This window comes from Kribbella sp. NBC_00382 (assembly GCF_036067295.1).
Classification (GTDB): Bacteria; Actinomycetota; Actinomycetes; order Propionibacteriales; family Kribbellaceae; genus Kribbella.
The window spans coordinates 3,234,955-3,251,604 of the sequence record NZ_CP107954.1; the positions used below are offsets into that span (position 1 = coordinate 3,234,955).

A 16,650-nucleotide genomic window follows, 5' to 3' on the forward strand; every position below is an offset into this window, starting at 1 on the left:
AGGCCTCCGCAGAGCGAATTACCTGCATAGAATTCCCGGCGGCCGTGGATCGGCCGCCGGGGGATTTCTTGTTCGCCTGCAGGTCTCTGCTGGGGGTTGTCTGTGCTGCGTCGAAGCATCGCCATGCTCGTTTCCGCCTCGCTTCTCACCTCGTCTCTGGTGGTCCCGGAGGCCACGGCCAGGCCGGTCGCCGCTGAGGTTCCAGCGAGTCCCGCCCAAGCTCTGGCGGCTCCTGAACTGCAGCCGGCCGCCGGTCAGTTCGTACCGGTCGCGCCCGCGTCAGTGATCAACGGAGTCGCGGTGGCCGCGGCCGGCGTCTCGACTGTCACGGTCGCCGGTGCCAACGGCATCCCGGCCGCCGCGCAGGTCAGCGCCGTGGCAGTCCAGGTCACCGCGATCGGGACCACGGCCGCCGGGTATGTCCAGGCCTATGCAGCCGGTACTACGCGCCCCACCGACAGCACCAACAACTTCGTCACCGGTCGCAACACGGCCAGCTATGACGTAGTACCGGTGTCAGCGTCGGGCCAGATCAGCGTCTACTCCAGCGCTGCGTCGAAGGTCTGGGTCAGGCTCCGCGGGTACTTCACCTCGTCGTCCGCAGTGACCGCCGGCTCGACGTTCGTCCCGCTTCCGGCGACCACGGTGATCAACAACGTCGCGCTAGCCGCCAACGGCACCACCAACTACACCTTCGCCGGCACCAACGGCATCCCCGCGGCCGCCGACGTCGCTGCGGTCGCAGTCGAGGTCACCTCGGCCGCACCAACGGCAGCAGGCGTCCTTAAGGCCTATCCGACAGGCGAAGCCGCACCGGCCGACGCTGCCGTGAACTACCCGGTCACTCAGGCTCAGACCAACTACGAGACGGTCAGGCTGTCCGCAGCCGGGCAGGTGACCTTCTCGGCCAGTGGAGCCACCAAGCTGACCGTCCGCCTCCGCGGCTACTACTCCAAGCCGACCGCGACCGCTGCAGCCGCCTCGTACGTCCCAGTCGCCCCAGCGACCGTCGTGAACAACGTCGCCCTGGCAGCAGCCGGTACTACCACCGCGACCCTCGCCGGCGCCAACGGAGTACCGGCCGCCGCGACCGTCGCTGCCGTCGACGCCAACGTGGTCGCGTCCGCCCCGACCGCCGCAGGCTTCCTGACCGGCTACGCAGCCGGTACGACGCGCCCGACCGATGCCTCGGTGTACTACGCCAATGCCACCAACACGGCCGCCCACGACACCCTCAAGATCTCGTCGGCCGGGCAGACCACCTTCTACGCGAGTGGCGCGACCAAGCTGCTCCTGCGTCTGCGTGGCTACTACAGGAAGGCCACGGCTCCGCTGGCCCCGACCGGCATCACCGCTGCATCAGCGGACGGCCGGGCGACGGTCGGCTGGACCGTCCCGAAGGACGGCGGCGCCGCAATCACCGGCTACACGGTCACTGCGAACCCGGGCAACCTCAAGACCACCGTCGGCGCGACCGACACCGCGACGATCACCGGCCTGACCAACGGCACGCCGTACACGTTCGCAGTACAGGCAATCAACGCTGCAGGCACGAGTACCGCGTCTGCCGCTTCCAAGCCCGTCGTGCCGATGGGTGGCGAGGTCCTGTACGCCCATGACGCCGCAGGCCGGGTCAAGGCCGTCTTCACCTCCGACGGCGCCGGCGTCGCCTACACGTACGACGCGGTCGGCAACATCACCGCAACCCAGGCACTGCCCGCCAACCAGCTGTCCGTTGCGCAAGCCGGCCCGGCGACCGCCGTCGTCGGCGACTCCTACGAGATCTACGGCACCGGCTTCGGGCTCGACCCCGAGCAGGTGTCGGCGACCATCGGCGGCGCCACCGCGCCGATCAGCTCGTTGCGACGCAACCACCTGGTCGTCACCGTGCCCGCGGGAGCAACCACCGGCCAGGCATTGGTGAAGGTCGCCGGTGCGACGGTCACCGCCGGGTCGGTCACCTTGCTGTCAGCGCCGCAGGTCACCAGTGTCAGCCCCGCGATCGTCGACCGTGGCGCGACGTTGACCGTCTCCGGCAGCAACTTCGCCCCGGCGACCACCGCCAACACCGTGTCGGTCAACGGCACCAAGGTGCAGGTGCTCTCGGCGACCGCGACGACGCTCACCGTCCGGGCGCCCGGCTTCGGCGTGGCCGGCAAGCTGATGGTCCGGACCCGTGCGGGCACTGTCACCTCGGCCGGGCAGGTGACCGTACCGCCGTCACCGTTCCTGGCCGTGGACGTCGCAGCCTCGGTGCACCTCACTCCCGACGCCCCCGCGACCATCACGATGGCAACGTCCAACCAGCTGGCCTTGTTCAGCATCGACGGCACTGCCGGGCAGCGACTCGGGTTCCAGGTCGACGAGACGATCAGCGGTTGCTACGAAGCGCACATCTGGGCGCCGGACCGCACCGCGGCGTACGCCGAGGAGACGATCTGCGGCAAGGACTACCTCGAGCTACCGCGACCGGCCGTCAACGGCACCTACCTCGTCGAGCTGGACCCGCGGAACCCCGAGACCGGCACCTTCACCGTGGTGGCCAGGCAGAGTGCGGATCTCACCGCGCCGCTGACGATCGACGGCCCGGTCGCGAGCCTGACCACGACCGTCGCGCCCGCCCACGCGACCTTCACCTTCACCGGTACCAAGGGCCAGCTCGTCTTCACCACGCTGACCGCGCCGAGCAACCTGGCTTCCGGGGCGGTGCTCTGGGGTCCGCACGGCCAGAAGCTGGTCACCACCAACTCGTACTACGGCAGTACGAGTGGCTTCCTCAGCTCGGTCCTGTTGCCCGAGGACGGCGTCTACACCGTCGACGTGGATCCCTACAACTTCGAGTTCGGGACCTACACCGCCCAGGTCAACCTGGTCCCGGCGCCGATCTCCGCGACCACCACGCTCGACGGAGCAGCCGCGCGACTGACCATCACCAAGCCAGGGCAGACCGGCTCGGTCGCCTTCACCGGTACGCAGGGTCAACTGGTCCACGTCGACCTCGCCACCCAGCTGACGTCGACAGCGACCGGCAAGGTCGACCTGCGCGGTCCGGACGGCTCGTTCCTGTTCAGGGACCAGACCTGGACCTACTTCATGGACTACCTTGCCGACCGCTACGTGCTGCCGCAGACAGGTGAGTACCTGTTGCTGGTCGAGCCGGCCGGCGCCCAGACGGGCACGATCGACGTCGCGGTCAACACGATCCCGGCGGATGCTGTCGTCGCCACCACGGTCGACGCCGCGGCGGTTGCCGTGAGCAACAGTAAGCCGGGGCAGCTGGCCCGGATGACCTTCCCGGCCACGGCCGGCCAGCGGGTGATGATCACCTGCGTCGCGATCACCGGCCACGAGTACGACGTCAGCTACCAACTGCTGAACCCGGCCGGGACGAAGGTCGAGACCGGCAACTGCGCCTCGTCGGACAAGGGCATCCTGTTCGACACCCGGGCGCTGACGGCAGGCACCTGGACCGTCCTGGCCGACCCGAACCGGGCACTCCTGCTCACCTCCACCCTGCGGGCCGTCTCGGTCGCGGCGGACCCGGTGGTCAACTCGACGCTCGGCTCCAGCCCGGTGGTCAACCTCCTGCCGGGCCAGAACGGCACTGTCGTCTTCCCCGTCACGGCGGGCCAGCGGATCTACGTCGGCTGCACGCTGAGCGTTCCGGACCAGCAGTACGACATCTCCTTCGAGTTGCTGCGCCCGGACGGCACCAAGGCCGACACCGGTAGTTGCTACACCTCCTTCAAGGGTGAGCTCTTCGACACCGTCACTGCCGCGGCCGGCGGCAACTGGACAGTGCGGATGGATCCAAAGCTCAACGCGAACGCCGGCGCGACGATCGGCCTGTACGCCGTACCGGCCGACGCAGCCGTGGCGGCGACGATCGGTGGGGCCGCGGTCACCTTCGACACCGTGGTCGGCCAGAACGCCACGGTCTCCTTCACCGCGACCGCCGGGCAGCGCGTGCTGATCGGTTGCAGCCTCGTGGACTGGGCTGCCAAGCAGTACGACGTGTCCTTCAAGCTGCTGCGGCCGGACGGCACCACGGAGAAGACCACCAGCTGCTACGAGTCCAGTGGCGGCATGCTGGTCGACACACTCGCCCTCTCGCAGGCGGGGACGTGGCAATTGTTCGTCGACCCGGACTACATGGTGACGGCCCGAACCACTGTCCGCCTGTACTCGGTACCGGCTGACGTCGCGAAGACCACGACCGTCGGTGGCGCCGGTGTGAGCGTGACGACCGTGGTCGGGCAATCGGGCACCATCACCTTCACCGGTACGGCCAGCCAGAAGATCAAGGCCACCGTGAGTTCGTCGAGCTACCCGGCGTGTGGCGGCTACCTGCGGCTGCGCAACTCCGCGGGCACCAACCTCACCTTGACCTGTCTGACGGCTGCCAGCTATCTGACTTACACGCTGCCGTCCGCGGGCACCTACACGCTGTTCGTCGATCCGGCAGACCTCAGCGCCGGTACTGCGACGATCGCGGTCGCCAACAATCCGACGGCGGCTGCCGCAAATCTCGAGGACCGGCGGGACTTCCCGCGCGCCAAGCCGGCGGCCGCTCCCGCTCGCGCTGTCAAGACAGACGAGGAGGAGGAGCCACCACCGCCGGTCTATCCCCGGAAGCGGGACGCATCGCTGACCGGGCGGATCCTGCGCACCGATGGCAAGCCGTTGGGCAACGTGACGGTTCGGGTCGTCGATCGCGCGGTGAAGACCAAGGCGGACGGTTCATTCGTCCTGACCCGCCTTCCGCAAGGCACGTACTTGTTCGTGATGGATGGCAGGACGGCGTCGACCCGGCGGACGAAGTACGGGTACTTCGATGTCCAGGTCAACCTGCGCAAGGGTGCGAACAAGCTCTTCTACCAGCCGTACCTGCCGATTCTCGACACCGCGAACGAGATCAGCATCGCGGGCCCGACGACCGAGCCGATCGTCATCAAGACCCCCAAGGTGAAGGGCCTGGAGGTGCACATCCCGGCCGGCGTGACGATCACCGATGCCGATGGCAAGAAGGTCACCAAGGTCGGGATCACGCCGATCCCGGTCGACCGGACGCCGATCCCGATGCCCAAGGGCGTCCAGGTGCCGGTGTACTTCACGGTCCAGCCGGCCGGCGGTGAACTGCACGGCGGTGTAGCGAAGATCTATTACCCGAACTATCTCGACCAGAAGCCCGGCACCCGAGCCAACTTCTGGAACCACGAGAAGTACGCCGAGGGCTGGGAGGTCTACGGGATCGGGACGGTCACCGCCGACGGGACCCAGGTCCGGCCCGACGAGGACACCGCGATCGAGAACTTCGACGGCGCGATGATCAACGTCTCCGGCTGGCTGGAGGGCCTGACCAAGGGCATCCTCGAGGCGCTCGGCTCGGCCGGCGACCCGGTCGATCTGGGCACCGGACGGTTCACCTACAAGCAGACCGACCTGACCCTGGGTGGCTTCGTACCGATCGAGGCGGAGCGTGCCTACACCTCCGGCGACGGCCGGGCCCGGCCGTTCGGGATGGGCACGATCGGGACGTACGACACTTTCCTGACCTCCAAGAAGCAATGGCAGGAAGCCGATCTCAACCTGATCGACGGCAGCCAGGTGCACTTCGCCCGGACCTCGCCGGGTACCAGCTTCACCGACGCGGCCTTCGAGGCGCGCGGGACCACCGGGCAGTTCGCCGGGGCAACCATGGCGTGGAACGGTCGCGGCTGGGACCTGCGGCTGCGCGACGGCACCGTACTGATCTACGGCGACGAGGCGCCGCTGCAAGGGATCCGGGACCGCTTCGGCCACACCGTGACGATCCGGCGGATCGCGAAGAACGTCTACGGCAGCCAGATCGGCGCGATCGTCTCGATCACCTCGTCGGAGGGTTTCTGGCTGACCTACGACTACGACACGGCCGGGCAGGTCCTGGCGATCCACGACAACGCCGGGCGCACCGTCTCGTACACGTACGACACCGGGCTGCTGAAGACCGTCACGGACGTGAACGGCGGCGTCACGACGTACGGGTGGGACGCGGCCAAGCGGCTGACGACGATCACGGACGCGAAGGACCAGTTGTTCCTGACCAACACGTACGACACCAACAACCGGGTGATCCAGCAGAAGCTGGCCGACGGTGGGCTGTACAAGTTCGACTACGTGCTGGACAGCACCGGCAAGAAGGTGGTGAAGACCACCGTCACCGACCCGGCCGGCGCCAAGCGGGTGGTCGAGTACGACGCGGCCGGCTACCTGGTCAAGGACACCAGCGCCTCCGGTACTGCGAACGAGCAGGGGTACAGCCTGGAGCGCGACCCGGCGAGTCACCTGCCGACCAAGACGACCGACACCGACGGCCGGTCGATGGTCAGCACCTACAACGCGGACCAGCAGGCGACCTCGACGACCGTCACGCTGGGTACCGAGCAGCAGCAGGAGACGGCGACGTACAACGGGCCCGAGGGCGCGATGGACTCGAGCACCGACGCGCTGGGCAACACCACCCGCTACACGTTCGATGCCAAGGGCAACGTCCAGACGGCGACCGACGGGGAGAACCGCAAGACCACCTACGAGTGGAACGACGAGGGGCTGATGACCAAGCAGACCCCGGACGGCGCCGGCTCGACGACGTACGAGTACCTGGACGGCATGACGTCGGAGGTGACCGATCCGCTCGGCCGCAAGACGACGTACGGGGTCGATTCGGCCGGGCGGGTGCAGGAGACGATCGGGCCCGACGGCGGCGTCTCCACCGTGCAGTACGACGCCGCCAACCAGGTGCTGTCGACCAAGGATCCGCTGGGCGCGATCACGACGTACAAGTACGACAAGAACGGCAACCTGGAGTCGCTGAAGGACGCCCGGGGCGGTACGAGCGGCTGGTCGTACGACCAGATGGACCGGGTGCACGAGCTGACGGATCAGGTCGGCAAGAAGACGACCTACACCTACAACGCGCTCGGGCGGCCGGAGACCATCACGGATAGGCGTGGGCTCACGACGGAGTACCGGTACGACGAGCTGCAGCGGGAGGTGTTCACCGGGTACGGCCGGACCGGCTCGCCGGGTGCGTACCAGTACCAGTCGTCGCTCGTCTCGGCGTACGACGACAAGGGCCGGCTCGAGTCGGTCACTGACTCCACTGCCGGCGCGGGGGCGGTCGCCTACACGTACGACGGCAAGGACCGGGTCGCCACCGAGACGACTCCGCAGGGCACGATCACGCGCGAATGGGATGACACGGGCCGGCTGAAGACGCTCAAGGTGCCGGGGTTGCCCGACACGGGCTACGAGTACGACAAGTCGGACCGGCTGACCAAGGTCACGCGTGGGGCGGTCGTGGCGTCATACGGGTACGACTCGACCGGGCGGCTCAAGACGCAGACGCTGCCGGGTGGAGTTGTGCGCACCTCCTCGTACGACCTCGCTGGCGGCCTTACCGGGTTGACGTTCACGTCCGGGGCGCAAGTACTGGGCGACCTGACCTACCACTACGACGCTGCCGGTCAGTTGGACCGTACTGGCGGCTCGTGGGCGCGTGCCGACCTGCCGTCGCCGGTCGGGTCCGCAGTGTTCGATCCGGCCAACAGGCTGACGTCGCTGGACGGTGTCACCCGGACCTACGACCCGGAAGGCAATCTGACCGACGACGGCACCTCGACGTACGCATGGAACGCCCGTGGCGAGATGACGTCGACCACGGGTGCAGTGGGCGCCTCACAGATGCGCTACGACCCACTGGGGCGTCGCGTCGGAGCCACTGTCGGCAGCGAGACCTGGAACCTCCGGTACGACGGCGACAACGTGCTGGTCGAGGACGGCCCGGGTACTGCCGACGCGACGTACCTGTCCGGGCTCTCCAGCGACTCAGCGGCCGCACGGGTCGATGGGCTGGATGGGACGGGCAGCGCCTCGGCACTGCTCACCGACCGGCAAGGCTCGGTGGTAGCGAGGACGGCCCCGGGCACTGGGACAGTGGCGGCGGAGTACACGTACGACCTGTATGGCAAGGCGCGTTCCAGCCTCGCGGGCGACGCCAACCCGGTTCGCTACACAGGGCGCGAGTCCGGGCCGGGTACGCCGGCCGGCCTGCAGTTCAACCGTGCCCGGTGGTACGAGCCGGGTACTGGCCGCTTCCTGTCCGAGGACCCGGCTGGGTTCGACGGAGCGGGGCCGAACCTCTACTCGTACGTCGATGGCGACCCGGTCGACGCCACTGACCCCAGTGGCGCAGTACCGCAGATCGTGGCGGCCTGTGCTGGTGGCGCGATCATCAACACCGTCGCGGGCGCACTGCTGGGTCGCAAGCACTCCGCGGGCGACTACCTGCGCGGGCTGGCCAAGGGCTGCGTCGACGGCGTGCTGATGTTCGGGGTCGGCAAGTTCCTCAGCGTGGGACTGCGCTCGGTCCGGCCCTTCGCCCGGTACCTCGACGAGGCGGCCGAGACGGCGGCCAAGGCCTGCAGCTTCACCGGCGAGACGCTGGTACTGATGGCCGACGGCTCCAAGAAGCCCATCTCGCAGGTGGAGGTCGGCGACGAGGTACTGGCGACCGATCCCGAGACCGGCGAGCAGGGGCCGCACAAGGTCACCCAGGTCTTCGAGCACTCCGACCAGGTGATCGATCTCGAAGTGGCCGGTGATGTGGTCACGACGACGGCGAACCACCCGTTCTGGGACGCCACCGACCAGCGGTTCGAGCCGGCCGCCGAGCTCGACCGGGGCGACCAGGTCCAGTCGGCCGACGGCAGGCGCTTCACGATCGGTGGGCTGAAGACCGCCGGCGCGCGGCAGGCGACGGCGTACAACCTCAGCGTCGAGGGCATCCACACGTACCACGTGGGTCCGGACGAGCTGCTGGTGCACAACGCGTGCGTGATCCCGAGGATCACCCCACGCGGCCTGCAGCACTCGTTCGGGCGGCATGCGGAGCAGTGGTTCGGCCGCGAGGTCGGAGCGAGCAAGATGGGCGAGTGGAGCGCGCTGATCCAGCGGGCGTCGCAGAGCGGCAAGGTGTTCCCCTGGTCGAGCGGCTCGACCCTTACCCAGGCACACCTGGCCCGGATCGACGGCAAGTGGTTCGTCGCCCAGTTCGACCGGACCACCGGTGACCTGGTGACGGCCTTCGTACCCAACAACAAACAGGTGTCCGCGATGCTGCGACTATTGGGCAAGTGAGCAAGGACGCGCTCTATCCGGAACCACCGCACCTGACGATCGCAGTGTGGTCGCCCGAGGACGAGGAGTCGGTCTTCGGGCGAGCCTGCGACGTCGTGGTGGCTGCGGGCTGTGTATCGGCCGGGGTAGTCGAGTCGGCGCCTCGCGGGCAGCAGTACGCGATGCTGCAGGACCTGGACGACCGGTCGATCGCACAGCTCGGCGCGGACGCCTTCGAGACGGCCGTGCACGGCCTTGACCCGGTCCGGCGGCCGCTCAGGGCGGGTTATCGGATCAAGGGCTGGGGCACGGTCGTCGTGGAGCACCTCTTCGGTACGGAGGGTGAGACCCACCCGGTGGCGGTGTCACTGGCTGCTGACCGGCTCGGGCTGCCGGACTCCACCTGGAAGGCCAGCGACCGGAAGGCGGCTCGCCGGCTCGCGGAGTGGGCGACTGGCGTACTACGGGAGCTCACGGTCAGTACTGGAGCCGCGTACGGCGCGATCGGGGTGGAGGAGACGCTGCCCACTCCGAGCGCGTTGCGGGCGGGTGCCCCGGTCGGGAGCGTCGTGTTCGTCGGGTCGGCGCTGCCGGACGGCGTACAGGACCGGTTCAGGGCGGCTCTGCCGGGGGTGGAGTGGCCGGGCGGAGTGTTCTTTCCGGGCTGGCACCCGTTCGCCGAGTCGCCGGGCGCGGTCGACCAGAAGAAGCTGACGGGCGCCTCGGTCGCGCTCGGAGGGGCGCTTTCCGGGTCCGCCGAGTGAATTCACGGTACGGAAACGCACCACGGCTCCGCAGTTGGGGCTAGGGGTGGGTACCGTCATCGGGTGCAGAAATGGCCTGGTCGTCCTTATCCCCTCGGAGCCACGTACGACGGTTCCGGTACGAACTTCGCGCTCTTCTCGGAGGTAGCTCAGCAAGTTGACCTGGCACTGATCGGTGACGACGGGTCGGAGCAGTTGGTCCAGCTCACCGAGGTGGACGGTTTCGTCTGGCATGCCTACCTGCCCGCGGTGCAGCCCGGCCAGCGGTACGGGTACCGCGTGCACGGACCGTACGAGCCCGCCAACGGGCACCGGTGCAACCCGTCCAAGCTGCTGCTCGACCCGTACGCGAAGGCCATCGACGGACAGGTCGACGCCGATGAGTCACTGTTCAGTTACCGGTTCGCCAAGCCCGACGAGCTGAACACGATGGACAACCGCGAGCACACCATGCTGTCGGTGGTGACCAACCCGTTCTTCGACTGGGGCAACGACCGGCCGCCGGGGCACGCGTACCACGAGACGGTGATCTACGAGGCGCACGTCAAGGGCCTGACCAAGACCCACCCGGGGCTGCCCGAGGAGATCCGCGGCACGTACGCCGGGATCGGGCACCCGGCGATCATCGAGCACCTCAAGGAGCTCGGGGTGACCGCGATCGAGCTGATGCCGGTGCACCAGTTCGCCCAGGACGGGCACCTGCAGGAGCGGAACCTGTCGAACTACTGGGGCTACAACACGATCGGCTTCTTCGCCCCGCACAACGCCTACTCGTCGCTCGGCGGCCTCGGCCAGCAGGTGACCGAGTTCAAGACGATGGTGCAGGCGCTGCACGAGGCCGACATCGAGGTGATCCTCGACGTCGTCTACAACCACACCGCCGAGGGCAACGAGTTCGGCCCGACGCTGTCCTTCAAGGGCATCGACAACGCCGCGTACTACCGGTTGGTGGACTCCGACAAGTCGCACTACTACGACACCACCGGCACCGGGAACAGCCTGCTGATGCGGCACCCGCACGTGCTGCAACTGATCATGGACTCGCTGCGCTACTGGGTCACCGAGATGCACGTGGACGGCTTCCGGTTCGACCTCGCGTCGACGCTGGCCCGTCAGTTCCACGAAGTGGACCGGCTGTCGGCCTTCTTCGACCTGGTCCAGCAGGACCCGGTGGTCAGCCAGGTGAAGCTGATCGCCGAGCCGTGGGACGTCGGCGACGGCGGCTACCAGGTGGGAAACTTCCCGCCGCTGTGGACCGAGTGGAACGGCAAGTACCGCGACACCGTCCGGGACTTCTGGCGTGGCGAGAAGTACACGCTGGCCGAGTTCGGCTCGCGGCTGACCGGCTCGTCCGACCTGTACCGCGACGACAGCCGCCGGCCGCTCGCGAGCATCAACTTCATCACCGCGCACGACGGCTTCACCCTGCGTGACCTGGTCTCGTACAACGACAAGCACAACGAGGCCAACGGCGAGGGCGGCAACGACGGCGAGAGCCACAACCGGTCCTGGAACTGCGGGATCGAGGGCGAGACCGACGACCCGTCGATCCGGAAGCTGCGGGCCAAGCAGCAGCGCAACTTCCTGGCCACGTTGCTGATCTCGCAGGGTGTGCCGATGCTGGCCCACGGCGACGAGCAGGGCCGGACCCAGTCGGGCAACAACAATGTCTACTGCCAGGACAACGAGCTCGCCTGGGTCAACTGGGACCTCAGCGAGGAGCAGCAGGACCTGCTGGAGTTCACCGGCGAGCTGGTCAAGCTGCGCAACGAGCACCCGGTCTTCCGGCGCCGCCGGTTCTTCCACGGCGACACGGGAGTCGACGGACTGGGCGACCTGGTCTGGTTCACCCCCAACGGCCAGGAGATGCAGGACGGCGACTGGAGCCGTGACGACGCCCGCGCGGTGGCGGTGTTCCTCAACGGCGACGCCATCTCCGAGCCGGACCCGCGCGGTGAGCCGGTGGTCGACGACTCGTTCCTGATCCTGCTGAACAGCAACTACGAGCCGGAGGACTTCCTGCTGCCGGCCAAGGAGTACGGCGAGGCCTGGACGGTGGTCGTCGACACTGTCAGGCCGACCGGTCGCGTCAATGAGGAAGAGCACCCGGCCGGGAGCACTGTGCGGATCGAGGACCACGGCATGCTCGTCCTGACGAGGCCGCGGCAGGCAGCGCAGTGACGGCGGTCCCGCAGGCAACCTACCGAGTACAGATTCATGCGGACTTCGGCTTCGATGCTGCTGCCGAGGTGGTCTCGTACCTGCACAGCCTCGGGATCTCGCATCTGTACCTGTCCCCGATCCTGCAGGCCGCACCCGGCTCCATGCACGGGTACGACGTGGTGGACCACAGCAGGTTGTCCGAGCCAGCCGGTGGACGACCGGCCTTCGACCGGCTCGCCGCCCGCCTGGCTGACCATCGCATGGGGGCCATCGCGGACGTAGTACCGAACCACGTGGCTGTGCCGACTCCTGCCCGGCTCAACAAGGCTCTGTGGTCGGTACTACGGGATGGCCCGGGCTCGCCGTATGCCGAGTGGTTCGACGTCGACTGGGGGTCGGGCAACCAGCCGCTGTTGATGGCAGTGCTCGGCCACCGGATCGGCAAGGTGCTCGCCGACGGCGAGTTGGCGGTAGAGGGCGAAGTACTCCGGTACTACGAGCACGAGTACCCACTGCGCCCCGGGACGGAGAACCTGCCGATCGCCGAGCTGGTGACCGAGCAGTGGTACCGGCTGGCGCATTGGAAGGTCGCTGACGAGGAGCTGAACTACCGGCGCTTCTTCGACGTCGACACCCTGGCTGCTGTCCGAGTGGAGAACCAGGAGGTCTTCGAGGCGACCCACGAGCTGCTGTTCTCCTTGCTGCACGAGGGGAAGCTCAACGGCTTCCGTATCGACCACCCGGACGGCCTGGCCGACCCGCGTGGCTACCTGCGTCGCCTAGCCGAGCGCACGGGCGGTGCTTGGGTAGTAGTGGAGAAGATCCTCGAGGGCTCTGAAGAGCTACCTGGCGACTGGCCTTGCGCAGGCACTACCGGGTACGACGCACTACTGCGGGTCGGTGGGCTCTTCGTCGACCCGGCCGGGGCAGCGCCGCTCTCTGCCTTCCACTCGGAGCTCACTGGCGAGCCTGCTGACTTCGCTCAGGTAGTGGAGCAGGCCAAGCGTGAGGTGGTGCAGCACGGCCAGTACGCCGAGGTGCACCGACTCGTGGAACTACTGGCTCGCATCTGCCAGGACGACGTGCGTCTGCGCGACCACACCCGCCGTGCGTTCCACGAGGTGGTTGTCGAGCTACTGGTGAACTTCGACCGGTACCGGGCTTACGTAGTACCGGGTGAGCAGCCTGATCCGACTGCTGTGCATGCGCTGGAGCATGTGACCGAGTTGGCTCGGCGCAACCTGGATGAGGACCAGCAGGAGACGCTGGAGCTTGTGCGGGACCTGCTGCTCGGGCGTGAGGCCGGTACTGCGAGTCGCATCGACGAGCACGCGCGGCACGAGCTGATCGTGCGGTTCCAGCAGACATGTGGGCCGGTGATGGCCAAGGGGATCGAGGACACCGCCTTCTACCGGTGGTTCCGGCTGACCTCGCTGAACGAGGTCGGTGGGGATCCCTCGCATTTCGGGGTGTCGCCTGAGGAGTTCCATGCGTTCGCTGCCCGGCTGAACGATCGCTGGCCGCGCACGATGACGACGCTGTCCACACATGACACCAAGCGGTCCGAGGATGTCCGGGCGCGGTTGGGGGTGCTCTCCGAGCAGCCGGCGGCCTGGACGGAGGCGGTGCGGTCATGGCGGACGTTGTCGGAGCCGTATCGCGATTCGGGGCTGGACGGGAGTACGGAGTACCTGGTCTGGCAGACGCTGTTCGGTACCTGGGCTGATGGGCCTATTGCTGAGGAACGCTTGCAGGCTTACGTGTTGAAGGCCGTGCGGGAGGCCAAGCGGCATACGAGCTGGACGTCGTCGGACGCGGAGTACGAGGCTCAGGTCGCTGCCTTCATCACTGGTGTGTTGGGGGACTCTCAGGTGCTGGAGGCTGTCGGGCACTTTGCTGCTGGGCAGGCCGAGTACGTACGGGCGGCGACGCTCGGGCAGAAGCTGGTGCAGCTGACCATGCCGGGGGTGCCTGACGTGTACCAGGGCACGGAGTTCGTCGACCTCTCCCTGGTCGACCCGGACAACCGGCGGCCGGTGGACTACTCGGAGCGGATCGCTGGGCTGGCCCGGCTGGACGCTGGTGCTCGGCCGCATGGGCTGGCCGAGGAGAAATTGCTGGTGACGGCCAAGGCGCTGCGGCTGCGGCGGCAGAACCCGGAGGCCTTCGCTGGCAGCTACAAGCCGCTGCCGACGTCTAGTGGGCATGCGGTCGCGTTCCGCCGCGGTGACTCCGTGGTGACGATCGCTACCCGGCTGCCGGTGGCTCTGCATCGGCTTGGCGGGTGGGGCGACAGCACGGTCGTACTGCCCGAGGGTGATTGGCAGGACGTGTTGACTGGGCGCTCCGTGGGTAGTGGAGCGGCTCGAATCCATGAGTTGCTGGAGGAATTGCCGGTAGCGCTACTAGCTAGGAGCTGAATGCATACCTTCACCGTCTGGGCTCCTGCTGCTTCTACTGTCTCCCTGGTCCTCTCCGACAGTTGGTTGGAGATGAAGGCCGATCAGGGTGGGTGGTGGTCAGTAGAGGTGGCTTCGGCTGGACACGGGACCTCGTATGCCTTCTCTGTCGACGGTAGTGAGCCGATGCCTGATCCGCGGAGCGCTTGGCAGCCTTCAGGCGTGCATGGTGCCAGCCAGGTCTTCGACTCGGAGCTGTTTGGCTGGAGTGACGAGGGCTGGGCCGGGCGGGACGTACGGGGTGCTGTGTTCTATGAGCTGCACCTGGGGACGTTTACGCCCGAGGGGACGCTCGAGGCTGCTGCTGGGCACCTGGATTACCTTGTGGCGTTGGGGGTTGAGGTTGTCTCGCTGATGCCGGTCGCTGCGTTCCCTGGGCGGCATGGGTGGGGCTATGACGGGGTCGACCTGTATGCGGTGCATGAGCCGTATGGCGGGCCTGCTGAGTTGCAGCGGTTCGTGGATCGATGCCATGCGGTCGGGCTGGCGGTGTGTCTCGACGTCGTCTACAACCACCTCGGGCCTAGCGGTAATTACCTTGGGTCCTTCGGGCCTTACTTCACGTCTATGCACACGACGCCGTGGGGTCCGGCCGTCAATCTCGATGATGACGGTAGCGCCGAGGTGCGTCGGTGGATCGTCGACAATGCACTGCGGTGGTACCGGGATTTCCATATCGACGCGCTGCGGCTGGACGCAGTTCATGCGCTTGTTGATGACAGTCCTCAGCATTTGCTGGCGCAGTTGTCTGTGGAGACTGCTGAGCTGTCGATGGAGTTGGGGCGGCCGCTGGGGTTGGTGGCCGAGTCGGATCTCAACGATCCGCGGATGGTCGAGCCGGTGGCTGATGGTGGGCTGGGGATGACGGCGCAGTGGAGCGATGACTTCCACCATGCGTTGCATGTGTTGCTGACCGGGGAGAAGGCTGGGTACTACGAGGACTTCGCCGCGCCGGGAGCTTTTGAGAAGACGCTGACACAGGTGTTCTTCCACGACGGGTCGTACTCGACCTTCCGCGGCAAGGACTGGGGACGGCCGGTGGATCGGGAGCGGCGTCGCGGGTGGGAGTTCCTCGCGTACACGTCGAACCACGACCAGGTCGGCAACCGCGCGCTCGGCGATCGGCCGGCGCTGACGCCGGGGCAGTTGGCGATCGGGGCCGCCCTGGTGCTCACCTCGCCGTACACGCCGATGCTCTTCATGGGCGAGGAATGGGGCGCATCGACGCCTTGGCGGTACTTCACCGATCACACCGAACCCGAGCTGGCCGAGGCAGTGCGGGTCGGGCGGCGGCGGGAGTTCGCGTCGTACGGGTGGGATGCGGAGGAGATCCCGGATCCGCAGGATCCGGAGACCTGGCGGAGCTCGGTGCTCGACTGGACCGAGGTCGACGCTGCGCCGCATGCGGAGTTGCTGAGCTGGTACCGGGATCTGCTGGCGTTGCGGGCTCGGAGCGAGGACCTGCGCGATGGCCGGCTGTCGTCGGTGGAGGTTTCGTACGGCGACTCGTGGCTGGTCGTGCGACGCGGTGCTCTGCGGGTCGTGGTGAACCTGTCGCCGGATGAGGCGGTCGTCGCGCTGGACGGCGTACCGGCGTACGAGGTGATGTCATTCGGGAGTGTTTCGGTGGTCACGGACGGTGTTCAGCTGGCAGGTGAGAGCGTTGCCATCTTTGCAAGCTGAAAGATTTTTGCGTGAAGAAAGTGTTTGCGAAATGTGCTCGTAACGCCTTTGCTCGTTGGAAAGTCTGGACATAGCTGAGAATTTGTCCGTATTCCGTGGGTAGTTCAAGAATCGCTTGTATTCGGCTTCGTGGTGACGGACTGTAGAGGTGGCCAGCAGGAGCCGTTACCGGGGGGATGACCGGGAGGACACCTATGACTGTCGGAGGCGTTGACACCTACTACGACTACGAAGAGAAGCAGTGGAAGAGCAGGAGACTAGGCGGCGGCCCGATCGCCCGCGGCCCGGTCTGCCCGGCACCACGCACCGTAGAACATCCGGCGACAGACCGCCGGCCCCGAGACCGCCACACCAAGGACGACAAGATCCACGCCTGACGGAACCCAGCGCCTGACCACCGGCGCTGCCGCACCGGTCGCAGCCCT

At 67.4% G+C, this 16,650-nt stretch carries 6 protein-coding genes; all 6 read left to right on the forward strand.

All coding sequences use genetic code 11. The features are described from left to right. The first annotated feature begins 123 nt into the window (after positions 1–123). The 6 genes from OHA70_RS15900 (at position 124) to OHA70_RS15925 (ending at position 16,602) form a co-directional block, all read left to right on the forward strand. The gene (locus OHA70_RS15900) at positions 124–9,177 is read left to right on the forward strand and encodes an RHS repeat-associated core domain-containing protein (protein WP_328333184.1); all 9,054 of its coding nucleotides are present in this window, start codon (positions 124–126) and stop codon (positions 9,175–9,177) included. Then, positions 9,174–9,920 carry a hypothetical protein gene (locus OHA70_RS15905; RefSeq protein ID WP_328333186.1) on the forward strand — a complete coding sequence of 249 codons (747 nt, stop codon included), beginning with the start codon at positions 9,174–9,176 and terminating at the stop codon, positions 9,918–9,920. Before OHA70_RS15900 ends, OHA70_RS15905 begins: the two co-directional genes overlap by 4 nt. A gap of 63 nt (positions 9,921–9,983) precedes the next feature. After that, a complete protein-coding gene (glgX, locus tag OHA70_RS15910) occupies positions 9,984–12,101 on the forward strand; it encodes a glycogen debranching protein GlgX (RefSeq protein WP_328333188.1) in 2,118 nt (705 codons plus the stop codon). After that, on the forward strand, positions 12,098–14,503 hold the full coding sequence (treY, locus tag OHA70_RS15915; protein WP_328333190.1) for a malto-oligosyltrehalose synthase: 2,406 nt from the start codon (positions 12,098–12,100) through the stop codon (positions 14,501–14,503). Before glgX ends, treY begins: the two co-directional genes overlap by 4 nt. Next, positions 14,504–16,225, forward strand: coding sequence for a malto-oligosyltrehalose trehalohydrolase (gene treZ / locus OHA70_RS15920; protein ID WP_328333192.1), 1,722 nt, complete (start codon positions 14,504–14,506; stop codon positions 16,223–16,225). A gap of 194 nt (positions 16,226–16,419) precedes the next feature. After that, positions 16,420–16,602 (forward strand): hypothetical protein, encoded by a 183-nt coding sequence (locus tag OHA70_RS15925; protein WP_328333194.1) that lies wholly within the window; start codon positions 16,420–16,422, stop codon positions 16,600–16,602. The last annotated feature ends 48 nt before the right edge of the window (positions 16,603–16,650 follow it).

What these genes read in the sequence shown, in the direction of transcription:
- OHA70_RS15900 (WP_328333184.1), top strand. Translation starts at nt 124, where the DNA reads ATGCTCGTTTCCGCCTCGCTTCTCACCTCGTCTCTGGTGGTCCCGGAG.
- treZ (WP_328333192.1), top strand. Translation starts at nt 14,504, where the DNA reads ATGCATACCTTCACCGTCTGGGCTCCTGCTGCTTCTACTGTCTCCCTG.
- OHA70_RS15925 (WP_328333194.1), top strand. Translation starts at nt 16,420, where the DNA reads ATGACTGTCGGAGGCGTTGACACCTACTACGACTACGAAGAGAAGCAG.